The organism is Verrucomicrobiia bacterium, from assembly GCA_019634625.1.
Classification (GTDB): Bacteria; Verrucomicrobiota; Verrucomicrobiia; order Limisphaerales; family CAIMTB01; genus CAIMTB01.
In genome coordinates, this window is record JAHCBA010000017.1 from 82,992 (window position 1) to 105,443 (window position 22,452).

At 67.6% G+C, this 22,452-nt stretch carries 13 protein-coding genes; 8 read left to right on the forward strand and 5 right to left on the reverse strand.

Annotated features, from left to right (window positions below; genetic code table 11):
* Positions 1–239: 239 nt before the first annotated feature.
* A complete protein-coding gene (gene rlmN, locus KF833_11970; protein ID MBX3746012.1) occupies positions 240–1,367 on the reverse strand; it encodes a 23S rRNA (adenine(2503)-C(2))-methyltransferase RlmN in 1,128 nt (375 codons plus the stop codon).
* 11 nt (positions 1,368–1,378) lie between these two features.
* Entirely contained in the window at positions 1,379–2,251 is an 873-nt protein-coding gene (locus KF833_11975; protein ID MBX3746013.1) for an EcsC family protein, read from the reverse strand.
* A 188-nt stretch (positions 2,252–2,439) separates the two neighbouring features.
* Between KF833_11975 and KF833_11980 the strand changes: the two genes are divergently transcribed.
* The gene (locus KF833_11980) at positions 2,440–5,325 is read left to right on the forward strand and encodes a 2-oxoglutarate dehydrogenase E1 component (GenBank protein ID MBX3746014.1); all 2,886 of its coding nucleotides are present in this window, start codon (positions 2,440–2,442) and stop codon (positions 5,323–5,325) included.
* Here the strand turns inward: KF833_11980 and KF833_11985 are convergent.
* Positions 5,322–6,161: a sugar phosphate isomerase/epimerase gene (locus tag KF833_11985; GenBank protein ID MBX3746015.1), complete on the reverse strand. Its 840-nt coding sequence runs from the start codon at positions 6,159–6,161 to the stop codon at positions 5,322–5,324. The genes KF833_11980 and KF833_11985 overlap by 4 nt on opposite strands.
* A gap of 333 nt (positions 6,162–6,494) precedes the next feature.
* Here KF833_11985 and KF833_11990 point away from each other — a divergent pair, with 333 nt between their 5' ends.
* Positions 6,495–7,025 carry a hypothetical protein gene (locus KF833_11990; GenBank protein MBX3746016.1) on the forward strand — a complete coding sequence of 177 codons (531 nt, stop codon included), beginning with the start codon at positions 6,495–6,497 and terminating at the stop codon, positions 7,023–7,025.
* A 10-nt stretch (positions 7,026–7,035) separates the two neighbouring features.
* A complete protein-coding gene (gene thiH, locus KF833_11995; GenBank protein ID MBX3746017.1) occupies positions 7,036–8,289 on the forward strand; it encodes a 2-iminoacetate synthase ThiH in 1,254 nt (417 codons plus the stop codon).
* Positions 8,290–8,333: 44 nt separating this feature from the next.
* Here the strand turns inward: thiH and KF833_12000 are convergent, their stop codons facing one another.
* Positions 8,334–9,149 carry a serine/threonine protein kinase gene (locus tag KF833_12000; protein MBX3746018.1) on the reverse strand — a complete coding sequence of 272 codons (816 nt, stop codon included), beginning with the start codon at positions 9,147–9,149 and terminating at the stop codon, positions 8,334–8,336.
* 183 nt (positions 9,150–9,332) lie between these two features.
* Between KF833_12000 and KF833_12005 the strand changes: the two genes are divergently transcribed.
* From KF833_12005 to accD, 3 genes are all read left to right on the forward strand, one after another.
* Complete coding sequence (locus KF833_12005; protein MBX3746019.1) at positions 9,333–9,602, forward strand: hypothetical protein; 270 nt, start codon at positions 9,333–9,335, stop codon at positions 9,600–9,602.
* A gap of 184 nt (positions 9,603–9,786) precedes the next feature.
* A complete protein-coding gene (locus KF833_12010; GenBank protein MBX3746020.1) occupies positions 9,787–10,554 on the forward strand; it encodes a ComF family protein in 768 nt (255 codons plus the stop codon).
* Between the two features lie 73 nt (positions 10,555–10,627).
* Entirely contained in the window at positions 10,628–11,566 is a 939-nt protein-coding gene (gene accD, locus KF833_12015; protein MBX3746021.1) for an acetyl-CoA carboxylase, carboxyltransferase subunit beta, read from the forward strand.
* A gap of 35 nt (positions 11,567–11,601) precedes the next feature.
* On the opposite strand, the gene KF833_12020 is transcribed toward accD, so the two are convergent.
* Entirely contained in the window at positions 11,602–13,395 is a 1,794-nt protein-coding gene (locus KF833_12020; GenBank protein MBX3746022.1) for a glycine--tRNA ligase, read from the reverse strand.
* A gap of 195 nt (positions 13,396–13,590) precedes the next feature.
* Between KF833_12020 and KF833_12025 the strand changes: the two genes are divergently transcribed.
* Together KF833_12025 and KF833_12030 are read left to right on the forward strand one after the other, a co-directional pair.
* The gene (locus KF833_12025) at positions 13,591–13,929 is read left to right on the forward strand and encodes a hypothetical protein (protein ID MBX3746023.1); all 339 of its coding nucleotides are present in this window, start codon (positions 13,591–13,593) and stop codon (positions 13,927–13,929) included.
* A gap of 146 nt (positions 13,930–14,075) precedes the next feature.
* A complete protein-coding gene (locus KF833_12030) occupies positions 14,076–22,424 on the forward strand; it encodes a hypothetical protein (GenBank protein MBX3746024.1) in 8,349 nt (2,782 codons plus the stop codon).
* Positions 22,425–22,452 lie beyond the last annotated feature (28 nt).

The window sequence follows — 22,452 nt, forward strand, 5'->3', positions numbered from 1 at the left end:
GAACCGGCCTCCCGGGGAATTCCCAGCAAAAAGGGTCCGGGATTGGTGCATCCCCAAGGTGTCGGTGAGGAGACAGCCAATCGGAGGGACGAGATCCGCGAGTCCTCATCCCAACGCACCCCATCGTTGCGGCCTCGTGGAACTCGGCCCTCCGAGGCGATGCATCGCGAAGTTCGCGCCTCCACCCACAACTCCGGGATGCACGGGACCGAGATTGGCGGCCCGGCGACGGACGACGCTCAGGCGGACTCACGCTCGGTCTGGAGCCGGAGTTGACCGCAGGCGGCGGCGATGTCGTGGCCTTTTTCGAGGCGGAGGGTGGTGGGGATGCCGGCACGATCGAGGAGGGAGGCGAAGGCCTGGCAATGGGCGTCGTCGGGGCGTGACCAGGGCAGTCCTTCGACCGTGTTGTAGGGGATGAGATTGACCTTGGCGTGGAGGCGCCGGGCGAGGGCGGCGAGGGGCGGGACCTGGGCGAGGTCGTCGTTGACCCCGACGAGGAGGATGTATTCGAGGGTGATCATGCGTCCCTTGTGGCGAAGGTATTCCTCGCAGGCGGCGGTCAGTTCCTGGAGGGGATATTTGCGATTGACCGGCATGATGCGCTGGCGGACGGCGTCGGTGGCGCCGTGGAGGGAGATGGCGAGGCGGAACTGTTCGGGTTCGGCGGCGAGCTGGCGGATGCGGGGGGCGAGTCCGCTGGTGGAGACGGTGATTTTGCGGGCGCCGATGGCGGCACCCCAGGGGGCATTGAGGGTGCGGAGGGCGGCGAGGAGGGCGGAGTAATTGGCGAGGGGTTCGCCCATGCCCATGATGACGAGGTTGTCGATGAGCCGGGCGGACCGGGAGGGTGGGGGATGGGGTGGGGCGGCGGGGGTGGGTGTTGGGGTGGAGCGGTGCCAGCGTTCGACGGCGAGGACCTGGCCGACGATTTCGTCGGGGCCGAGGTTGCGTTTCCATCCGTCGAGGCCGCTGGCGCAGAAGCGGCAGCCGTAGGCGCAGCCGACCTGGGTGGAGACGCAGAGGGTGTGGCGGTCGGCGCGGTCGCCATAGAGGGCGGGATTGGCGGGGATGAGGACGCTTTCGATGAGGGCACCGTCCTGAAGGCGCCAGAGGAACTTGCGGGTGGCATCGGCGGAACCCTGGAGCCGGGCGAGGGTGGGGAGGGACAGGTCGAACGACTCGGCAAGCCGGGAGCGGAGGGTGCGGGGGAGGTTGCTGAGATCGGACCAGTTGGAGGCGCGTTTGGCGTAGAGCCAGTCGAGGAGTTGATCGGTGCGCCAGGCGGGTTGGTTCCAATCGCGGAGGCGGTCGGCGAGCTGGTCGCGGGTGCAGGCGTGGATGGGGAGGCGATCCCGGGCGGGCATCTGGGGAGGGTTCAAGAGTCGGACGATTGGGAGAGGGATTCGTAGGCCTGGCGGACGGTTTCGGTGCCGTACTGGCGTTCGAGGCGGCGGACGATGAAGTGACCTTCGGCCATGAGTTGGAAGTGGTTCATGAAGGCGACGTTGATGGCGGCGCCGGCGGCGGCACCGACGACTGGAACGGCCTTGGCGGCGACCTGTTCGGAGACGACGAGGCCGAACCGGGCGGAGACGGCGGCCACGAGGCGCACGGCGGCCGGGGTGGCATCGAGGGAGGCGGCCCGGCCGGCGAGGGAGCTGGCGGCCTCGGTGACGAGGCGGCCAAGCGCGGCCCGGACGGCCCAGTAGGAGGTTTCGGCGGCATTGTCGGCGGTGGTGTCGCCGCCGAGGGCGAAGACTTCGAGGCAGGCGAGACGGGTTTCGAGGGCACTGAGCCTGTGGCCCTGGCTGGCGGCGATCTGGGCGATGGAGCGCAGGATCAGGGTGGTGGAGACGGGCAGTTCGACGGCGAGGGCGCCCAGGCCGAAGGCGCCTCCGACCGCGCCGGACGCCCCGACGAGCCAGCGATGGAAGCGGTTTCTTGGGGTGGGCACCGGCGTGTCCGGGAGCGAGTGGACGGCGATGCGGAGGGCATGGGAGAGGGCGAGGCGGGTGGCGCGATGGACGACGCGGGCGGCGGAGGGGGGGAGGAGGCGAAGGCCCTTTTCGATGGGGGCGCCGACGATGTTGGCGAGGCGGATGGCGACGCCGGGCCGGCTGAGGAGGTGCCGGGCCCAGCGCAGTTCGGCGAGTTCGTCAGGGGTGAGGGGATTGCCGCCATCGCGGGCGACGATTTCGACGTCGATGACCGGGGGAAGGTTGGAATCGGCTGGAGAACCGCGGTTCATGATCGGATCGGGCGGATGGGAGGAGGTCCTGGGAGGCTTGGGCGGGGTTGGGATGGGGATAGGGATGTGGGGTGCAGCGACCGGACGCCGGCAATGTGGGCCGGGAAGGGCGGATTGCGCAAGGGACGGGGAGGCGCGTGGGTTTGACAGGGGCGCTGGTGCGGTCAGCCTGCGGGCGGTGCACGGCCATGAATGAAGCGTTGTCCGCGGGGAACCTGGTGAATGTCGCGTATATCGAGGAGCTCTTTGAGGTGTTTCGATCCGATCCGGACTCGGTGTCGCCGGAGTGGCAGGCGTACTTCCGTCAGGGTGGGAACGGCGAGGCGTGGCCGACGGGCGCGGGGACGGGGCCTTCGATCGGGCCGCGCGGGCTGTTTCACCCGGCCGGACCGGCGCAGGGCGACCGGGTGACGGGCCGGGTGGGGAGGGGGGCGGACGAGACGGTGGTGGAGGACATCAAGGCGACGGGGTTTCAGGACCGGGTGGGGCAGATGATCCGGAACCACCGGGTGCGGGGCCATGTGGTGGCGCGGTTCGATCCGCTGCACGACGAGCGGCGGGACCAGGAGAAGGCACGGATGCCGGAGGAGCTGGGGCTGGCATACTTTCATTTCTCCGAGGCGGAACTGGACCGGATGGTGTCGTGCCGGACGTTTCAGAACGGGCGGCAGATGCCGTTGCGGGAACTGCATCAGCGGCTGCGGGACACGTACTGCGGGAGTGTGGGGGTGGAGTACATGCACATCGACGACATCGAGGTGCGCCGCTGGCTGCAGCGGCATCTCGAGCCGATCGAGACGCGGATGCAGTTGTCGAAGGACGAGCAGCTTCGGATTCTGACGCGGTTGACGGATGCGGTGATGTTCGAGGAGTTCATCCGGAGGAAGTTCATCGGGGCCAAGAGTTTTTCGCTGGAGGGGTCGGAGACGCTGATTCCGCTGCTGGACCTGGCGATCGAGAAGTCGGCGGCGCAGGGGGTGGCGGAGATCGTGTTGGGGATGGCGCATCGGGGCCGGTTGAATGTGCTGGCCAACATTCTCGGGAAGAGTCCGAAGGAGATCTTCCGGGAGTTCGCGGACAAGGATCCGGATCTCTACATCGGGCGGGGCGACGTGAAGTATCACCTGGGGCACAGCAACGACTGGATCACCACCACGGGGCGGCGGGTGCATCTGTCCCTGTGCTTCAATCCGAGCCATCTCGAGTTTGTGAATCCGGTGGTGCTGGGGCGGGTGCGGGCCAAGCAGGACCGGGTGGGGGACACGGGGCGACGGAGCTGCATGGGGCTGCTGATCCACGGGGATGCGGCGTTTGCGGGGGAGGGGGTGGTGCAGGAGACGCTGAACCTGAGCCAGCTTGACGGCTACCGGGTGGGCGGGACGCTGCACATCATCGTGAACAACCAGATCGGATTCACCACCAGCCCGCGGGAGGCGCGATCCTGTGCCTACGCGACGGACGTGGCGAAGATGCTGCAGTCGCCGATTTTCCACGTGAACGGGGAGGATCCGGAGGCGGTTGCGCTGTGTTTGCGGCTGGCGCTGGATTTCCGGGCGGCGTTTCAGCGGGACGTGTTCATCGACATGTACGGGTACCGGCGGTTGGGCCACAACGAAACGGACGAGCCGGCGTTCACCCAGCCGTTGCTGTACCGGACGATTGCCCGGCGCAAGACGGTGCGGGAAGGGTATCTGGACCATCTCTTGAAGCTGGGGGGCGTGACGCGGGAGGAAGCGGACCAGGTTGCGGAGCAGTGCCGGCGCCGGTTGGAGGATGAATTGGGGGAGGCGACCAGCGAGCGGTACCAGCCACCGGCGGAGCGTCTGCTGGGGATTTGGGCGCGGAGCCGGTACGTGGGCGGCCGGGAGAGCGACGTTCCGGACGGGGAGACCGGGATTCCGGTGGAGGAGGTGGAACGGTGGCTGGCGAGGCAGACGGAACTGCCGGAGGGATTCCGGGCGCATCCGAAGGTGGTGAAGGTGTTGGAGGGGCGGCGGGAGATGGCGGCGGGCCGGCAGGGTCTGGACTGGGCGGCAGCCGAGGCGCTGGCTTTTGCGAGCCTGCTGGCGGCGGGGCGGCGGGTGCGGTTGTCGGGTCAGGACGCGGCGCGGGGGACCTTCAGCCATCGGCACGCGGTATTGCACGACATCGAGACGGGGGCGACCTGGACACCGTTGAGGGAGCTGGGTCCCGGGCAGGCGGCGTTTGGGGTGGTGAACAGCCCGCTGAGCGAGATCGGGGTGCTGGGTTTTGACTACGGGTACAGTCTGGACATGCCGGACGGGCTGGTGCTGTGGGAGGCGCAGTTCGGGGATTTTGCGAACGTGGCCCAGGTGATCATCGATCAGTTCATTGTGAGTGCAGAGGACAAGTGGCGGCGGTTGTCGGGGCTGGTGCTGCTGCTGCCGCACGGGTTCGAGGGGCAGGGGCCGGAACATTCGAGCGCGCGTCTGGAGCGGTTTCTGGCGCTGGCGGCCGAGGACAACATCCAGGTGTGTTACCCGACCACGCCCGCCCAGTATTTCCATCTGCTGCGGCGCCAGGTCCTGCGGAACTGGCGCAAGCCGCTGGTGGTGATGACGCCGAAGAGCCTGTTGCGGCATCCGGGGTGCGTGTCCGCGCGGGAGGAGTTGAGCGGGGGGGGATTCCGGAGGGTGCTGGGGGACACCGAGGTGGCGCCATCGGAAGTGCGGACGGTGCTGCTGTGCAGCGGAAAGATCTATTACGAGCTGGTCGAGAGGAGGAAGGAACAGGGGCGCGGCGATGTGGCGATCGTGCGATTGGAGCAGATTTACCCGATGGACGAGGCGGCCCTGCAGGAGGCGATGCAGGGGTACGAGCGGGGCACGGTGGTCCGGTGGGTGCAGGAGGAGCCCGGCAACATGGGGGCGTTGCGGTTCCTGAAGGGACAGTGGGGCAACCGGCTGTTGCGGCGGTTTCCTTTGAGCTACGTGAGCCGCCCGGCTTCGGCGAGTCCGGCGACCGGCTCGAACAACGCGCACAAGAAGGAGCAGGCGGCGTTGCTCGACCGGGCGTTCGAGAGGACGGACGGCGGCAGGACGGAGCGGGGCTAGCCGGACGCGACGAACCAGCGACGGAAACTTTCGATGGTCTGTCGGGCGGCCTCCTCCGGGGAGGGCAGGGGGAAGACCTCGGCGGAGAGGTAGCCACGGTAGCCGACCGCGCGCAGGGCCTCGATGATGGGGGCCATGGCGGTGTGCCCGCCGCCGACGGCGGTCCGGTTGCTGTCGGCGAAGTGGACGTGCCCGAGGATCTCGCCGGCCCGTTCGAGGGCGGCCGGGATGGACGTTTCCTCGATGTTCATGTGAAAGAGGTCCGCGAGGATCCGGACATTGCGGGAGTGTAGGGTGGCCAGGAAGGTGAGGGCCTGCTCGACGGTGTTGAGGAGATTGGATTCGTAGCGGTTGAGGGGTTCGAGGAGGAAAGGCTGGCCGTGGGCATGGGCGCGGGGGGCGAGTTGTTCGAGCGCCTGAGCCAGCCATTCGAGGGCCTGGCCGCGGGTCACTTCGCCCAGGGCCCGGCCCTGCATCGAGCCGAGAATGGCCGGCGCACCGAACGCCCCGGCAAAATCCACGATCGAGGCGACGTACGCCTGGGCGCGGGTGCGCTGCGCAGGGTCGGGGTCGGTCAGGGACAGTCCCTGGGTCACCCAACCGGCGCCGGTGCCGACGGCGGCGAGGGCGAGGCGGTTGCGGTGCAGCACCTGACGGAGCAGACGGGCGTCTAGGGCATCCGCGCCGGGCGGGAAGAGTTCGATGGCGTGGAATCCCAGCTCCGCCGCCCGGGCGCAGGCGACGTCCAGGTCGCCGTGAAAGATGAACGGACCGCCGCGGGCTTCCGGTACGAGGGAGACCGTTACGGAGCAGCGGGGTCGGACGAGGCGGTTCATGCTTCGGGGACAGGAAGCTGGGAGTCCGGGGCCCCGCACGTCAAGGGAGGCATGCCGGGGGGGCGGGCGGGGGCGAATCTCCATGTTGTCGGAGATGCGATCGGGCGAGGGATAGGACGAGGGGAACTCCGCCAAGCGGTGCTTCGGAGGGCCGAGTTCCACGAGGCCGCAACGGTGTGGAGCGTTGGATTGAGGACTCGCAGAGCTCGTCCCTCCGATTCGCTGCCTCCTCACCCACAACTCCGGGATGCACAGCTCGTCAGCGATGGGAACGGCGCAGGATTGAAAAAGACGGCGGCGGCGCCAATAAAGGGCGCGGCGGTATTCCTCGACATGAAGCTCGACGACACACAAGCGGCCCGGGTGCGGGAATGGATCGACCAGGGACTGAAGGTGGCCGACATCCAAACGCGGCTGGGCGACGAACTGGGGATCCGGCTGACCTACATGGAGGCCCGGATGCTGCTGGACGACCTGCAATTGCGGCCACGGGATCCCAAGCCGGTTGCGCCGGCTCCGGCTCCGGCTGTTGCGACCGGGGGTGGAACTGCGGGGGGCAAGGCGGGAGGGAGCACCGGAACCTCTGCGGGAGGAGCCGGTCTGCTGGTTGGCGGGGGCGCGGAAGGGGCGGCGACGGGCGGGGCGCCCGGGCGGGTGACGGTGACGGTGGACGATCTGGCGCGGCCTGGGGCGCTGGCGAGCGGGAAGGTGACATTTCGGGACGGGAAGGGAGCCGAGTGGCAGCTCGATCAGTATGGCAGGCTGGGGGTGATCCCGAAGACGCCGGGGTACCAGCCCTCGGCGGCGGATGTCGGCGATTTCCAGGTGGAGCTGGAGAAGGTCCTGGCCCGGCTGGGATTCTGAGGGGCAGAGCATGCCATTTCTCGACGTATTCCGGGAATTGCCGCTGCGGCGGTGGGTGACGGAGGCGGAGGGCACCCGTCCCGAGGCGGTGCGCGCCCTGCTGGCCCGGGGGGAGGGACTGGGGTTGGGGGAGTTTGCGCGGTTGCTGTCGCCGGCTGCGGCGGAGTGTCTGGAGGCGATGGCGCAGCGGTCGCAGGCCCTGACGCGGCGCCGGTTCGGGCGGGTGATCCGACTCTTTGCGCCGGTGTACCTGTCGAACGAGTGCATCAACAACTGCGCCTACTGCGGCTTCTCGCGGGATAATGCGATTCTGCGCGTCACGCTCAGCGTGGAGGAGGTGGCGCACGAGGTGCGGGCCCTTCGGGACCAGGGATTCCGTCAGATCCTGCTGGTGGCCGGGGAGCATCCGCGGTTTGTGTCGGAAGGGTATCTGGAGGCGTGCGTGGGGGCCGTTGCGAAGCTGGTGCCGGGAGTGTCGCTGGAGGTGGGGCCGATGGAGGCGGACGAATATCGGCCGCTGGTGGGGGCGGGAGCGGAAGGGCTGGTGGTGTACCAGGAGACGTACGATCGCGAACGGTATGCCTCGGTTCACACTTTGGGACCGAAGAAGGACTTCGAGTGGCGCCTGGCCACGCCGGAACGGGCGTACCAGGCCGGGTTCCGGAGGCTGGGCATCGGGGCGCTGTTTGGATTGGCCGACTGGCGGACCGAGGCCCTGGCCGTGGCGGCGCATGCGTTGTGGCTGTTGCGGAACTGTTGGAAGGCACAGATCACGATCTCACTGCCGCGGTTGCGTCCGTGCGCCGGGGGCTACACGCCGGAGCGGCCTTTGGGAGACCGGGAGCTGGTGCAATTGGTGACCGCGTTTCGGATCCTTCTGCCGGATGTGGGATTGGTGTTATCGACCCGGGAACCGGCGCGGTTGCGGGATGGATTGGTTCCCCTGGGCATTACCCTGATGAGCGCCGGGAGCCACACGGAGCCGGGCGGGTACACGGGTGTGGGCCGGGACAAGGTGCACTATACCGAACGCGGGCGGAGGGTGGCGGTTCGCGAGGGGGAAGGGGAGCCTGGGGCGGGACGGAGGACGGGGGCGACGGGGCAGTTCGAGATTGCGGATGAACGGCCGGCGGGAGAGGTGGCCGGGGTGCTGGCGGCGCTGGGGCTGGAGCCGGTGTGGAAGGATGGGGACGCGGCCCTGACGGGGGCAGGAAGCGGCGGCTTGGAGGGTCCGGAAGCGGGTCGGTTGGCCGGGAGCGTGTGAAGCGGGCGGCGGCTGGGGGACAGGTGCGTGGGACAGGCGCCGGCTCAGACGTACAGGGCTCGTTCGAGATCGCGGACGACGATGCTCAGGAAGGGGTAGCGCTGGCCGGGATCCCGTTCGAGGCATTTGAGGACGATGCGTTCGAGGGCGGGCGGGATGTTCGGATTGATGTCGCGGGGGACGCGGAAGTCGGAACGGTGGAGTTGCCGCCGGAGGATCTCGTCGGGGGATTCTCCCGGGAAGGGTTTCTCGAGGGTGAGGAGTTCGTAGGCCATGACGCCGAAGGCGAAGATATCCACCCGATGATCGTAGGGAAGGCGCTGCAGTTGCTCGGGGGCCATGTAGGCCGGGGTTCCGGGGTTGCGGGAGGCTTTGCGGGGCTGGTCGGGACGGGGTTGGGCGAGGTCGAAATCGATGAGTTTGATATTGGCGTTGCGGGTGACCAGGAGGTTCTCGGGTTTGAAGTCGAGGTGCATGTACCCGGAGTCGTGGACATGTTCGAGGGCACGGGCGCTGTCGATGAGAATATTGCCGAGGTATTCCTGGAGCAGGTCATCACAGCGGGCGAGGATGAGTTTGAGGTTGGAGGCCTCGACGTACTCCATCGCGAGGTAGGGGCAGCCCTCGATGCGCCCGTGATGGAGGTAACCGATGATGAGGTCGTTGCCCTGGAGTTGGCGGAGGATCTCGCAGCCGCGGCCGAACCGGCTCCGTTCGGTGAAGTGGAACATCGAGGTGTTGACCAGGCGCCGGATGGCCAGGGAACGACGATTCGAATCGCGGGCCAGCCAGACCTCGGAGAAGCCCCCGCGATTGATGAGTTCCTCCAGTCGGTACGGTCCGAACGGTCGCGGTTCCAAATCCAGAGCGTCTCCGGCCACAGTGCAAATCTCCGCCATTTCCGGGGGCGGAGTAACACGCGAAGGCGTGGTGAACCACTGGTTTTTTGCGGGCACAGGCGGGAGTGACTTGAAGACAGTCTTTGCCATTGACCCCGAGTAGCGTCTGTGTAGCGTTCAAATTTCGAAAGGAAACTTCTCGACATGATTCCGAGCGCAGAGACTCTTCAACGGGCGGGACAGATCATTCAGGAGATCGAGGCACTCCAGGCGGAGCTGGCGGGATTGTTCGGGGGGGAGGGTGGGGGCGGCGGGAAGGCACGGCGCGGGCGGCCTGCCCGCGGGGTCAGGGCGGCAGGAATGGGGCCTCGGAAGCGTCGTCAGATGAGTCCGGCGGCGAAGGCGCGGATTGCGGAGGCGGCGAAGGCGCGATGGGCGAAGTATCGGGAGGAGAAAAACCGGGTGAATAACTGACCCGCAGCCTCGCGACGTGCGTGAGGTGCGACCCGGCCGGCGACGATTCACCGGCGACGATTCACCGGCGACGAACTGCTGGGGACGAACCGCTGGGGACGAACCGCTGGGGACGAACCGCTGGCGCCGGGCTGCGGGTGGCGATGGGAGGACATGAGGAGAGTTGTACAATCCGAGGATTCCCGTGGGTGAGACGCGGCGGGCACTTGGGGCGATGGACTGGATCGAGGCGGCGTTGTCCCTGGTGTATCCGGATGTCTGCGGCATTTGCGGGGAAGGGGAGGCGGGGCGCGACGAGGGGTATGTCTGTGCGGAATGCGCGGGAGGTCCGGGTCATGTGAGATGGGTGGGCGGGACGTATTGCGAGCGGTGCGGACTTCCCTATGAGGGGGTGGTGACCGGGACGTTCGAGTGTGGGAATTGCGGGGAGATGGAGCTTCATTTCGAGGCGGCACGAGCGGCGGTGGTGGCGACGCCCTTCCTGCTGGATGTCGTTCACCGTTACAAGTACCGGGGGGCGGTGTGGTTTGAGCCGTTTCTGGCGGGGCTGTTATTGAGGGAGGCATTGCCGCGGGTGAGGAGGGAGGATTGGGATGCGATCGTGCCGGTGCCGCTGCATCCGTTGCGATTGCGGGAGCGGGAGTTCAACCAGGCGGAACGGTTGGGCGCGAGGCTGGCGCGGGCGACGGGGATACCGTTGCGGACGCGGTGGGTGGAGCGGACGCGGGCGACCCGGACGCAAGCCTTGCTTGACCGGAGGGAGCGGGTTCAGAATGTGGGCGGTTCCTTTGCGGTGCGGGCCGGGGCGGGGCCGATCGGCGGGCGGGTGCTGGTGGTGGACGACGTGCTGACGACCGGGGCGACGACCAGCGGGGTGGCCCGGGCGCTCCGGCGGGCCGGGGCGGAGCGGGTGGGGGTGTGGACGGTGGCCCGCGGGGTGATGGAGCCGTGACCTGGAGCGGAGCGGCCGAATGCAGGAACAGGCGCAGGAACAGGCGCAGGAGCGGATGCAGGAACAATCGATCATGAGCCAAGAGCGATTCCCCAGGCGACGGCCGGCGATGGAGAAATTCGATCCGACCTTCAGTCCGCCGGCGGTGCCCAGCGACACGGCGTTTTTCCGAAAGCCCAAGATGGCGGCGGGACGACCGCGGAAGAAGGAGATTCCGGAAGGGCTGTGGACGAAGTGCCCGAAGTGCGCGTCGATGATCTTCGACCGGGAGCTGGACGAGAACCTGAAGGTGTGTCCGCGGTGCCAGCATCATTTTCCGATCGGGGCGAGGGAGCGGATTCACGCGCTGGTGGAGACGTGTTCGTTCCAGGAGATGGATGCGGATCTGGCGAGCGTGGATATCCTGCGGTTCTCCGGCGCGGCGACCTACGAGTCGAAGCTTGAGGCCAATTACACGAGGACGGGGCTGAGCGATGCGGTGGTGACGGGGGTGGGCCTGATGGGGCCGCACCGGGTGGCGTTGGGGGTGATGGACTTTTCGTTCCTGGGGGGGTCGATGGGGGCGGTGGTGGGGGAGAAACTGACCCGCCTCATTGAAGCCGGCACGGACCGGCGTCTCCCGGTGGTCATCTTGTCCACCAGTGGTGGCGCGAGGATGTACGAGGGGATGTTCAGCCTCATGCAGATGGCCAAGACCAGCGGGGCGCTGGCGTATCACGGGGCGGCGGGACTTCCCTACATCAGCGTGCTGACGCACCCGACGACCGCGGGAGTGATGGCCAGTTACGCCAGTCTTGGAGACCTGATTCTGGCCGAACCGGGGGCGATGATCGGATTTGCGGGGCCGCGGGTGATCGAGGCAACGACACAGGCGGATCTGCCGCCGGGGTTCCAGACGGCGGAGTTTCTGATCGAGCACGGGCTGATCGATGCCCTGGTGCCGCGGCGCGAGATGCGGGAGCGGCTGATCGGGTACCTGGACTACCTTCGGAACGGAGCGGCCGTGGCGTAGCCCCGGCGTTCGCAGCGTGGGATGGGAGACGGCGGCTACTGGATGCGGGAGAGCAGCCAGGGGAGGAGGTCGGCGATGGGGAGTCGCTGCTGGGTGCAGGTATCACGGTCACGGACGGTGACGGTGTCGGCGGTATCGGGGCCCTTTTCCCCGAGCGTTTCGAAGTCGATGGTCACGCCGAACGGAGTCCCGGCTTCGTCCTGGCGCCGGTAGCGGCGACCGATGGCGCCGGCGTCGTCGTAGAATGCGTACATGTGCGGCCGCAGCAGTTCCAGGACCTGGCGGGCCTTGGTGACGAGATCGGGTTTGTTCTTCAGGAGGGGGAAGACGGCGACCTTGACCGGGGCGATTCGCGGATGGAATCGGAGGACGGTGCGGATCTCGGGTTTGCCCTTGTCGTCCGGCACCTCGTCTTCGGAGAAGGCCTGGGCGATGAGGGCCAGGACAAGGCGATCGACGCCGGCGGACGGTTCGATGACGTGGGGGATGTAATGGCCACGGGCGAGACCCTCGGCGGCCTCGTCGGCCTGGCGTGCGGCGTCCTCGGGGGAAAGGCCGGCATGGGTGAAGTAGGCAAGGCGGGCTTCGCGGTAGCCGCGGGCGAGGGCCTGCTGGCGCCCGGCATCGAGTTTGGACCAGGCGGCGCGGAGATCCTCGTCGAACACGCCCATGGGTTTGCCGGAGAAGCGCTGGTGCTGGGACAGGTCGAAGTCGCCGCGGGCGGCGATGCCCTCGAGTTCCTGGGTGCCGAAGGGAAACTGGTAGAGGAGATCGACCGTGGCGCGGGCGTAGTGGGCCAGTTCCGCGGGCTTCTGCCAGTATTCCTCGAGGCGGGTGCGGGGGAGTCCGATGGATTCGTAGAAGCGGATGCGTTCCTCGACCCAGTACTGGTGCCACATGCGCCAGCCCCAGTCGGGTTGGGGGGAGCCGGGATGGCCGGGGCTGGAAGGCTGGGCGACGCGGCCATGAATGGCCTCGATGGCTTCATCCGGGGCGATGAAGAACTCGAGCTCCATTTGTTCGAATTCGCGGGAGCGGAAGGTGAAGTTGCGCGGGGTGACCTCGTTGCGGAAGGCCTTGCCGACCTGGGCAATGCCGAAGGGGATCTTCCGGCGGGAGGTTTCGAGGACGTTCTTGAACTGGGCGAAGATCGCCTGGGCGGTTTCCGGCCGCAGGTAGGCGAGGTTGTCGTCGGATTCGACGGGCCCGTAGTGGGTCTTGAACATCAGGTTGAAGGCCCGGGCCGGGGTGAGTTCGCAGCCGGTTTCCGGGTGGAAGTCGACCGAGTTTTCCAAGGGCTCCGGGGGATCCTCGAGGAGTTCGAGCGTGTACTTGTCCCCGACCTGGTCCCAAGGGCCTGCCAGCCCGTAGAAGACGCGGGCGCGACGCCGGGCGATCTCGATCTTTTCGTTGGGTTTGAGGAGGACGGCGAAGGGCTTGTCGGTGGTCCAGCCCGTGGAGGGGGAGCGGGCGCCCCGGAAGCGATGGAGGAGGCCGGATTGGGGGTCCACCTGGTCGGCGCGGACGCGCTTGTTGGTGATGGGACACTCCCGCATGAAGTCGGCAAAGGTGTCCACATGGCCCGAGGCCTTCCAGATCTGGGGATGCATGATGATGGTCGCCTCGAGTCCGACGACGTCATCGCGCAGCCGGGTCATGGCGCGCCACCAGAGGTCCTTGACATTGCGCTTCAACTCGGCGCCGAGCGGGCCGTAGTCCCAGAAGCCGTTGATGCCTCCGTAGATCTCGGAGGATTGGAAGATGAAGCCCCGTCGCTTGCACAGGGACACGATCTTTTCCATCAGCGGGTTTTCCTTCGGCTCGGACATGGGGCGCGGAGTCTCCGGAGGGTCGGGGGAGCAAGTCAAGGGACGGAACGGGGTGGATCGGGGACTTTGTGGATAACGGAAATTCACTACTTGTCATGATCTAGGCAGAGTGATTATGTAATCGGTGTTGCGAGCATCTGGCTCAGGGCGAAATGCACGGGGAGAGGGTCGCGACGTTGAACCGAGGCGTGACGTATGAAAGCGCAAGAGGAGATTCCCGAGGCCATCCGGATCACGATGGAGACGTTTGTCCAGTTGTTGCGGACGGATCGGCGTCGCAAGGAGGAACTGGAACGGGAGATCGAGGCGTTGCGATTGCGGGAGAGGATCATTGGGGCGACGGGGGATGCGCGGTGGATTTCGGATCGGTTCATCTGGCCGCGCCGCGAGGAACTTCGCGGGGTGGAGGCGCGCCTGGCGATCGTGGAGGAGAAGCTGGCCCGCTTGCGGGAGGCGTGGCTGCGTCCGAGTCCGACCACGGCATGGGCGTGGGTGCCGACGGATTCGCCGTCGATCCTGGCCCTGGTGGCGTGACGAAGTGGCGGCGATGGCGGATTGGGGGCTTCGTGGCGCGGCATGTTTCTGCTTGATCGCGCCGGATCGTCGGTTCAGCCTGCCGCCCATTCCCAACAGACACTACTGACAGCCAGTAGGGTTTCTGTTGGGAAAGGGAGGTGACCATGAAGCGATCCGCTGCGTCCTTGCCGGCCCTGCTCCGGGCTGGCTGCGTCCTTCTCATGGTGTCGGGTTTGCCGGGAGGGGTCCTAGCGGCCGATGGGGGGGTGGTCGTGCACGATGCAATCCGCTCCGTGGTGCATAGGCCGGATCGATCGGCCCTGCATCGCCCGGAGGATTCGGCGGTGCACGATCCGGCGCGGTCCGCGGTGCATCTTCCCGATCGATCCCTCCAACACGATCCGCTGCGGTCGGAGGTGCATGATGTGTTCCGCTCGGAGCGTCATCGCCCGGAGGACTCGACGGCCCACGATCCGACGCGATCCAAGCTTCATCAGCCGGCGACCTCGGCAACGCACGATCCGGCGCGGTCGGAAGTGCATGCCCCGGCCCGCTCGGCGCAGCATCGGCCTGAGGATTCGCTGGTCCACGATCCCTCGGTGTCGGGAGTTCACGCGGTGGAACGGTCGGCGGCGCACCAGGCGCTTCAGTCGGATCTGCACGATCCGGTGCGATCGGCCGGACACGATCCGGACCTTTCACAACGGCACGACCCGGGCAGTTCGGCGCTCCATCGGCCGGAGCGTTCGGCCATGCACGATCCGGTCCGCTCTCTGCTGCATGTGCCGGCGCGGTCGGAGGCGGTGGTGGAGGTGCCGGTCCATGATGCGGCGTTGTCGGGAGTGCATCGTCCGGACCGGTCGGCGGTGCATGAGCCGTTGGCCTCGGTGGGGCACGATGTGTGGTGGTCATCGCGGCACGAGCCGGCGGACTCGGCGGTGCATTCGCCCGAGCGATCGAGTTTTCATGATGCGGAGCGATCCCGGCTGCACCGGGTATTCGACTCGGCGGTGCATAGTCCGGTGCTGTCGGAACATCACGCGGTGGGGCGGTCCGCGGTGCACGAGCCGGGCGTATCGATGCTGCATGCGGTCGAGCGGTCGGAGGTGCACGACCCGCTGGCCTCGACTCTGCATGCTCCGGTGGTGTCTGCCTCGCATGGGCCGGAAGGCTCCGTGACGCATGGCGCGGCATTGTCGGCGGTGCATGAGCCGGAGAAGTCGGCGGAGCATCGTCCTGAGCTTTCGGGCGGCCATGCACCGGCGCGCTCGCTGCTGCACGACATCGCGCGTTCGGCGGCGCATGCGACGGCGGTTTCGGCGCAGCACGACCCGGCGTTGTCGGCGGTGCATGCGCCCGGCGTTTCGGCGGGACACGACCCGTTGCGGTCGGTGGTGCACGATCCGTGGTGGTCGGGAATGCACCGGCCGGAGGCATCGGAATGGCATGATCCGGTCCATTCGATCGTTCACGAACCGGATGCCTCGGCGATGCATGACCCGCTGGAATCGCTGTTGCATGACGTGCGCGGGTCCCACCAGCACGACGCGATGCGTTCGCGGCGGCACGACGTCTTCCGGTCCCGGATCCATGACCCGGGCCGGTCGGGGGCGCACGAGCCGCTGGCGTCCCTGTTTCACACCGTCTTCCTGTCATCGCAGCATCTGCCAGGGGACTCCGCGGGGCATGACGCCACATTCTCGATGGCCCATGTGCCGGCGACGTCGGGCGTGCATGAGCCCGCCCGGTCGGCAGCGCATGAGCCGAGGGCCTCCGCGACGCACGAGGTGTTGAGGTCGCTGCTGCATCGTCCGGAGCGATCCGAGATTCATTCCCCCTTCGAATCGCGGCGTCACGATCCGGCGATATCGGTGGCCCATACGGTGGCGGATTCGTCGCTGCACGCGCCATTGCGGTCGGATCTGCATGATCCGGTATGGTCACGTCAGCACGAGCCGGCGCAGTCGGTCGAGCATGAGCCGGTGCAATCCACCTTCCACACGGCGGCGGAATCGCGTGAGCACGGGGTCCTCACGTCGGTGGTGCATGACGTTCTGCGGTCGAGGGAACACCGGCCGGAAGCCTCGGCGACCCATGAAGTGGTACGATCCCGGCTTCATGATCCGCGGCGGTCGGCGATACACGGGGCGTTGGAGTCGGTGCTGCATTCGCCGGTATTGTCGGCGGAGCATCAGCCCGGGGTGTCGGCGCGTCACGACGTGCTGGGTTCGATCCTTCATGACCCGGTGGATTCGGTGGTGCACGACGCGGTCCGGTCGGCGGCCCATCAGCCGGCGCAGTCGGCGCAGCATGCACCGGTGATGTCGATGTGGCATGAGCCGTCCATGTCGCCGGGTCACGATCCGCGCCGGTCGGTGATCCACGACATCCACTGGTCGCGGCAGCACGGCGATGCTGACTCGCGACTGCACGACGCGGCGGCCTCGATTCTGCACGACCCGGTGCGATCGGCGGCGCATGAACCGCTTCGGTCGGTGGTGCATGACCCGGTTCGTTCGCGGCGCCACGATCCGGTGCGGTCGGTCTGGCATGACCCGGCGCGGTCGGTGGTGCACCGGCAGGATCTTTCGGGACTGCACGAGGCGCTGCTTTCGGCACTGCATGGTCCGGTGCTGTCGCGGTTGCACCTTCCGGGGCCGTCGGCGGAGCACGATCCGGTGCTGTCGATGACGCATGTTCCGAGCACGTCGGCGACGCACGATCCGGGGGCTTCGAGGCAGCACCGGATCGAGGATTCGGTGGAGCACGGGGTGCTGCGATCCGCGTTGCATGATCCGAGGCAGTCGTGGGTGCACGACGCGATCCGGTCGGAAGCGCACGATCCGGCGTTGTCGGCGGTGCATGTGCCGGACCGTTCGCGAATGCACCGTCCGCTGACCTCGGACATTCATGATCCGGTGTGGTCGGACCAGCATGATCCCGAGGTGTCGCGGGTGCACGATCCGGCGGTGTCGGTGGTGCATGCGCCGACGTTGTCGGGAGGGCACGAGGCGCTGATCTCCCTGGGGCATGATCCGCTCTGGTCGGGTCACCATGAGGTGGTGCGGTCGCGGGTTCATGATGCCCTGGTGAGCAGCCTGCACCGGCCGGTTCGATCGGAGATGCATGTTCCTTCGCGATCGTTCCTGCATTCGCCGGTGATGTCGGATGAGCACAGGCCTGAGCAGTCGCTGGGGCATGATCCGGCGTTGTCGGTGGTGCATGAGCCGGTTCGGTCGATCTTCCATGACGCGGGCCGGTCGGCGGCCCATGAGCCTGCGGTGTCGGGGGCGCACGATGCGGTGGTGTCACGGATTCACCGGGTGGAGGAATCGATCGTGCATGAGCCGCTGCGGTCGGAGGTGCACGATCCATGGTGGTCGCGGCAGCACCGGCCGGAGCGGTCGGAGGTTCACGAGGTGGTGTCCTCGCATCTGCACGAGCCGGCGCGTTCCCGGCTGCACGATCCTCTGGCGTCGCTGTTGCACGATCCCGTGCGATCGCGGCGGCACGAGGCGGGGTTGTCGGGGGTGCACGATCCGGTTCGATCGGCGGTGCACGCGGTGGCGACCTCCGAATGGCACGACCCGGCGAAGTCGGCGGTTCACGAGGCGGACCGTTCCCGGGTGCATGTGCCGCTGATTTCGGCGCTTCACGATCCGGCGTTTTCCCGGGATCACGATGCGGCGCGGTCCGCGATTCATCATCCGGCGGCTTCCGTGCTGCATCGTCCGGAGGAGTCGCGCACGCACGAGCCGCTGCGGTCGCTGGGCCACGATCCGGTGCGTTCGGCCAGGCACGAGGCTGCGGCCTCGGAGTTGCATGACGTATTGCGGTCCAACCTGCACGATCCGGGTCTGTCGCGACTGCATCGTCCGGTGGCGTCGGTGCTGCACTCCGTGCTGATGTCGGCGGAGCACGATCCGGCGGGATCGGGTGGCCACGATCCGGTGGTATCGGCGATCCACGAGCCGGGACGTTCGGCGGTGCACCGGGTGGGGGTGTCCACGGTGCATGAGGCGATCCGCTCGGTGCTGCACGAGACGGGCGGCTCGGTGTTGCACGATCTTGTCCTATCGAGGGAGCACGATGTGGTGGTATCGCGGGTGCACGGGGCAGCGGAGTCCCGGGTGCATGAGGTGGTGGCTTCGAGGGTGCACGATCCGGTCCGATCGCGGCAGCATCGTCCGGAGGCCTCGGCGGAGCATGATCCGGCGGTGTCGGCGGTGCATGTTCCGGATCGTTCCCGGCTGCACCGACCGCTGATTTCGGACATTCACGATCCGGTGTGGTCGGAGCGGCACGAGGCTGCGGAATCGCGGGTTCATGATGCGGTGTTGTCGGTGGTGCACGATCCGGCGCGGTCGGGGGCGCATGAGCCTGTGCGTTCGGCGGTGCATACGCCATGGCAGTCGGAGCGTCATGACGCGGGGGTGTCGGCGGTGCATCATCCGATGCGCTCGAACGTGCATGAACCGCGGGCCTCGGTGATTCACGACCCGGTATGGTCCGGGGAGCATCAACCGGCGGCGTCGCTGGTGCATGACGCGGTCCGCTCGACGCTGCACCGGCCGGAGCGGTCGGCGTTGCACGACGCGCTGACCTCGACGGTGCACGATCCGGTGTGGTCGGAACGGCACCGGCCCGAGCGATCGGGAATTCACGATGCGGCGCGGTCGATGGTGCATGAGGCGCGGCTGTCGGCGCTGCACGATCCGCTGCGGTCGGCGCTGCATGCTCCGGTGATGTCGGTGCAGCATGCGGTGGCGGATTCGCGCGGGCACGATCCGGCGTTGTCCATGCAGCATGAAGCCGGGTTGTCGGCGGCGCATGAGGCGTTGCGTTCGCTGCTGCACACGCCGTTCGAATCACGGCTCCATGACGCGGCGCGGTCGGCGGTGCATGAGGTGGCGACATCGCGGGTCCACCAGCCGGAGCGGTCGGCGGAGCACGATCCGCGGTTTTCGCTGGTGCATGATCCGGTATGGAGCCGGACGCACCGCCCGGCGGAGTCGGAGGTGCATGACGCGGTCCGGTCGGTGCTGCACCGGCCGGAGGCTTCGTTGCAGCACGACGCGCTGCGTTCGGCGGTCCATGATCCGGTCTGGTCGGGGATGCACCGGCCGGAGGAGTCGCGGATTCACGATGCGGCCCGTTCGGCGGTGCATGAGCCAATGCGTTCGGCCGGGCACGAACCGCTGCGGTCGGCGGTTCATTCTCCGTTCGCGTCCGGGCGCCACGACGCCGCGAGTTCCGGGGGGCACGATCCGGCGTGGTCGATGGCGCACAACCCGGAGAATTCGGTCCGGCACGATCCCCGGTGGTCGTCGGGACATCAGGCGGACTTGTCGGGATTGCACGATCCGCTGCGGTCGATCTGGCAGCCGTTGGAGAGGACGGGATTCCGGGTGGGCCGGCTGACGATCGTTCCCGATGCCGGGGGCACGCGGCCGCCTGGAGATACGGACAGCGACACGACGGTTCGTCCGGCGTCGGGTGTGGCGAATACACGGGGAACGATCGAGTTGCATCCGCCCGAGGGTGCGCCCCAGGTGATTCAACTGGCGGGGGCGAGTCTGATGGCGCTGCAGATCAACGCCGTCACGGATGACAACGGGAACCTGCTGGACGAGATCCCGATCGAGTTGGCGCAGCTTGAATTGGCGGGTGAATCGCGGTGGGGACCGGTGGTGGTACGAGTGCGGTCTCCGAGGGTTTGGCCATTCTGCCGGAGCACGGGAGTTCTCGAGGAGGCGGAGAACGTCCAGTCAGGGCGGATCGATTTGCCGCCACTGACGGCGGAAGGGAAGGGAAATGCCTTCCTGGACCTGGTGCTGGACGTGGGGTTGGGGGATCAGTCGATGCGGGTGCGGGAGGCGGTGCGGGTCCTGGCGGTGGTCTCGCGGGTTCCGGCGGGGCCGGGCGATACCTTCGAGGCGGCGGGCGCGTTCGAGCTATTTGTGGAAAGGCCGCTTCCGACGGTGGAACCGGGACAGCACGACCCGTGTTTGTCGGTGTGGCACGCGGTGGACCGGAGCCTGCTGCATCGGCCGCTGGCCTCTGACATCCACGATCCGGTGTGGTCGGCCGAGCATCGGCCGGAGGCATCGGGGCTGCACGACCCGGCGGTGTCGGTGGTGCATGCGCCGGAGCGGTCGGGGTTGCACGAGGTGTTTGCGTCGTTGCTGCACGATCCGCTGCGGTCCTCGGTGCATGGAACGGAGCAATCGGCCGTGCATGATCCGGGGATCTCGATGTTGCACCGGCCGGAGCTATCGGCCGAGCACGGGGCGTTGCGTTCGGCGTTGCATGCTCCCTTCCTGTCCTCGGCGCATACGGTGCAGGTGTCGGCAACGCACGACCCGGCCCGATCGATGCTGCATGGTGTCTCGGTTTCCGTGGGGCACGACGTGCTGCGGTCGGTGCACCATCACCCGGTGGGGTCGGTGCAGCATCTGATCACCGAATCGAGGGTCCATGATCCCTCGGTGTCGCTGGTGCATCGGGCGGAGGTGAGCGGATTGCATGGGGCGTTGCGATCGGATCTGCACGATCCGGTGTGGTCCCGGGAGCACCGGCCGGAGGTTTCGGCCGGGCACGATCCGGCGATTTCGACGGTGCATGGGGCGGACCGGTCGGTGATGCACGATGCGTGGACATCGTTGATCCACGATCCGGTGCGATCGGCGGGGCACGCGGTGGCGGAATCGCGCAGGCACGATCCGGGGCTTTCGATGATCCACCGGCCGGAGGCGAGTGCCGGGCATGCGGCATTGCGGTCGGCGTTGCATTCTCCATTCCTGTCCAGCGGGCATGATGCCACGGACTCGGCGGTGCATGATCCGGCGCGGTCGATGGTGCATTCGTCGATCCGTTCGACGGGGCACGATGCCCTGCAGTCGGTGGTGCACGATCCGTTGTGGTCGGTGGCACATCGCCCCGAGGATTCGGTGGTGCACGATCCGGCCGTGTCGATGGTGCATGCGGTGGGACGGTCGGAGTTGCACGGGGCCTTGCGATCGGATGTTCACGATCCGTTCTGGTCTGCGGGGCATCGGCCGGACCTGTCGGCGGCGCACGATCCGGCGGTCTCGCTGATCCATGAGGCGGCGAACAGCCGGGTGCATGAGCCGTTGCGGTCGGCGGTGCATTCGCCACTGATGAGCGCGCACCATGAGGCGGACGGATCGCGGCGGCATGACGCGGCGCTGTCGGGGGTGCATGAACCGGACCGGTCGGTGGAGGTGCATACGACGGCGCTGTCGCAGCAGCATGGGCCGTTGCGGTCGGCGATTCACGAGGTGGCGCGATCGACCCAGCATGGGGCGGCGTTGTCCGGGTTGCATGATGCGGCGCTCTCGGTGGTGCATGAGCCCCTGGCGTCTCGCGGGCATGATGCGCTGGCCTCGGCGATCCATGATCCGTTGTGGTCCGGGCAGCACGTGGCGGCGGACTCGGCGCGGCACGACGCGGTCCGTTCGATGATTCACGAGCCGGTGGAATCGGGGCGGCACCTGGTGTTGCGATCGGTGGTGCATTCACCGTTGATGTCGGTGCACCACGGGGCGGAAGCGTCGCGGCTGCATGATGCGGCGGTATCGGGATTGCACCTGCCGGGGACGTCCCTGGGTCATGAGCCGTTGTTGTCGGACGTGCATTCGGTGTTGATGTCGCGGCATCACGACCCGGTGGGGTCGGGGTTGCACGATGCGTTGAAGTCGGTTCAGCACGAGCCGGCGGCGTCGCTTGGGCACGACAGCGTAGGATCGGGGTTGCACACGGTGGAGCAGTCGGGGATGCACGATCCGCGGCGCCCGGCGTTTCATTCGCCGGAGCGGTCGCTGGCGCATGACGCCCTGCGGTCGGCGGTGCATGCGCCGCTGGAATCGGCGGGCCACGGTGCGGCGTTGTCGGAGGGCCATGATCCGGCACGGTCGGCGGTGCATTTGGCGGCGGTGTCGAGTGCGCACGAGCCGTTGAAGTCGCTGGTGCATGATGTTCTGCGATCGGAGCAGGTGCACACCCCGGACCGTTCGTTGCAGCACGATCCGGCGCGTTCCGCGGTGCATGAGCCGGCGGCGTCGCTTGGGCACCATCCGCTGCGGTCGGTGGTGCATGGGGCGGTGGATTCGGGATTGGGTGAGGATCTGGACGGGAACGGGCTGCCGGACGCATGGGAGATTCTGGCGTTTGGGCCCGGGGTACGGGTGAATGCGGCGGAGGACACGGACGGGGATGGCATGACCAACGAGGAGGAGCTGCGGGTGTGGACGAATCCGGCGGATCCGGAGGATGTGTTGCGCATGACGGGGATCGAGCCCAGGACGGAGGGGCGGGCGTTGCGGTGGCGGGCGGCGCCGGGACTCCGGTACTTGATTCAGTGCACGGCGGATCTGGCGGATCCGGAGGGATGGCAGACGATCGGCTCGGTGGTGGCGGACGGGCCGGTGGCGGTGTTCACGGATGCCAATGTGGACGGGACGCGATTCTTCTACCGGATCGTTGTGGAGTAGCCGGGAGGGGCAATAGGATGACGTTTGA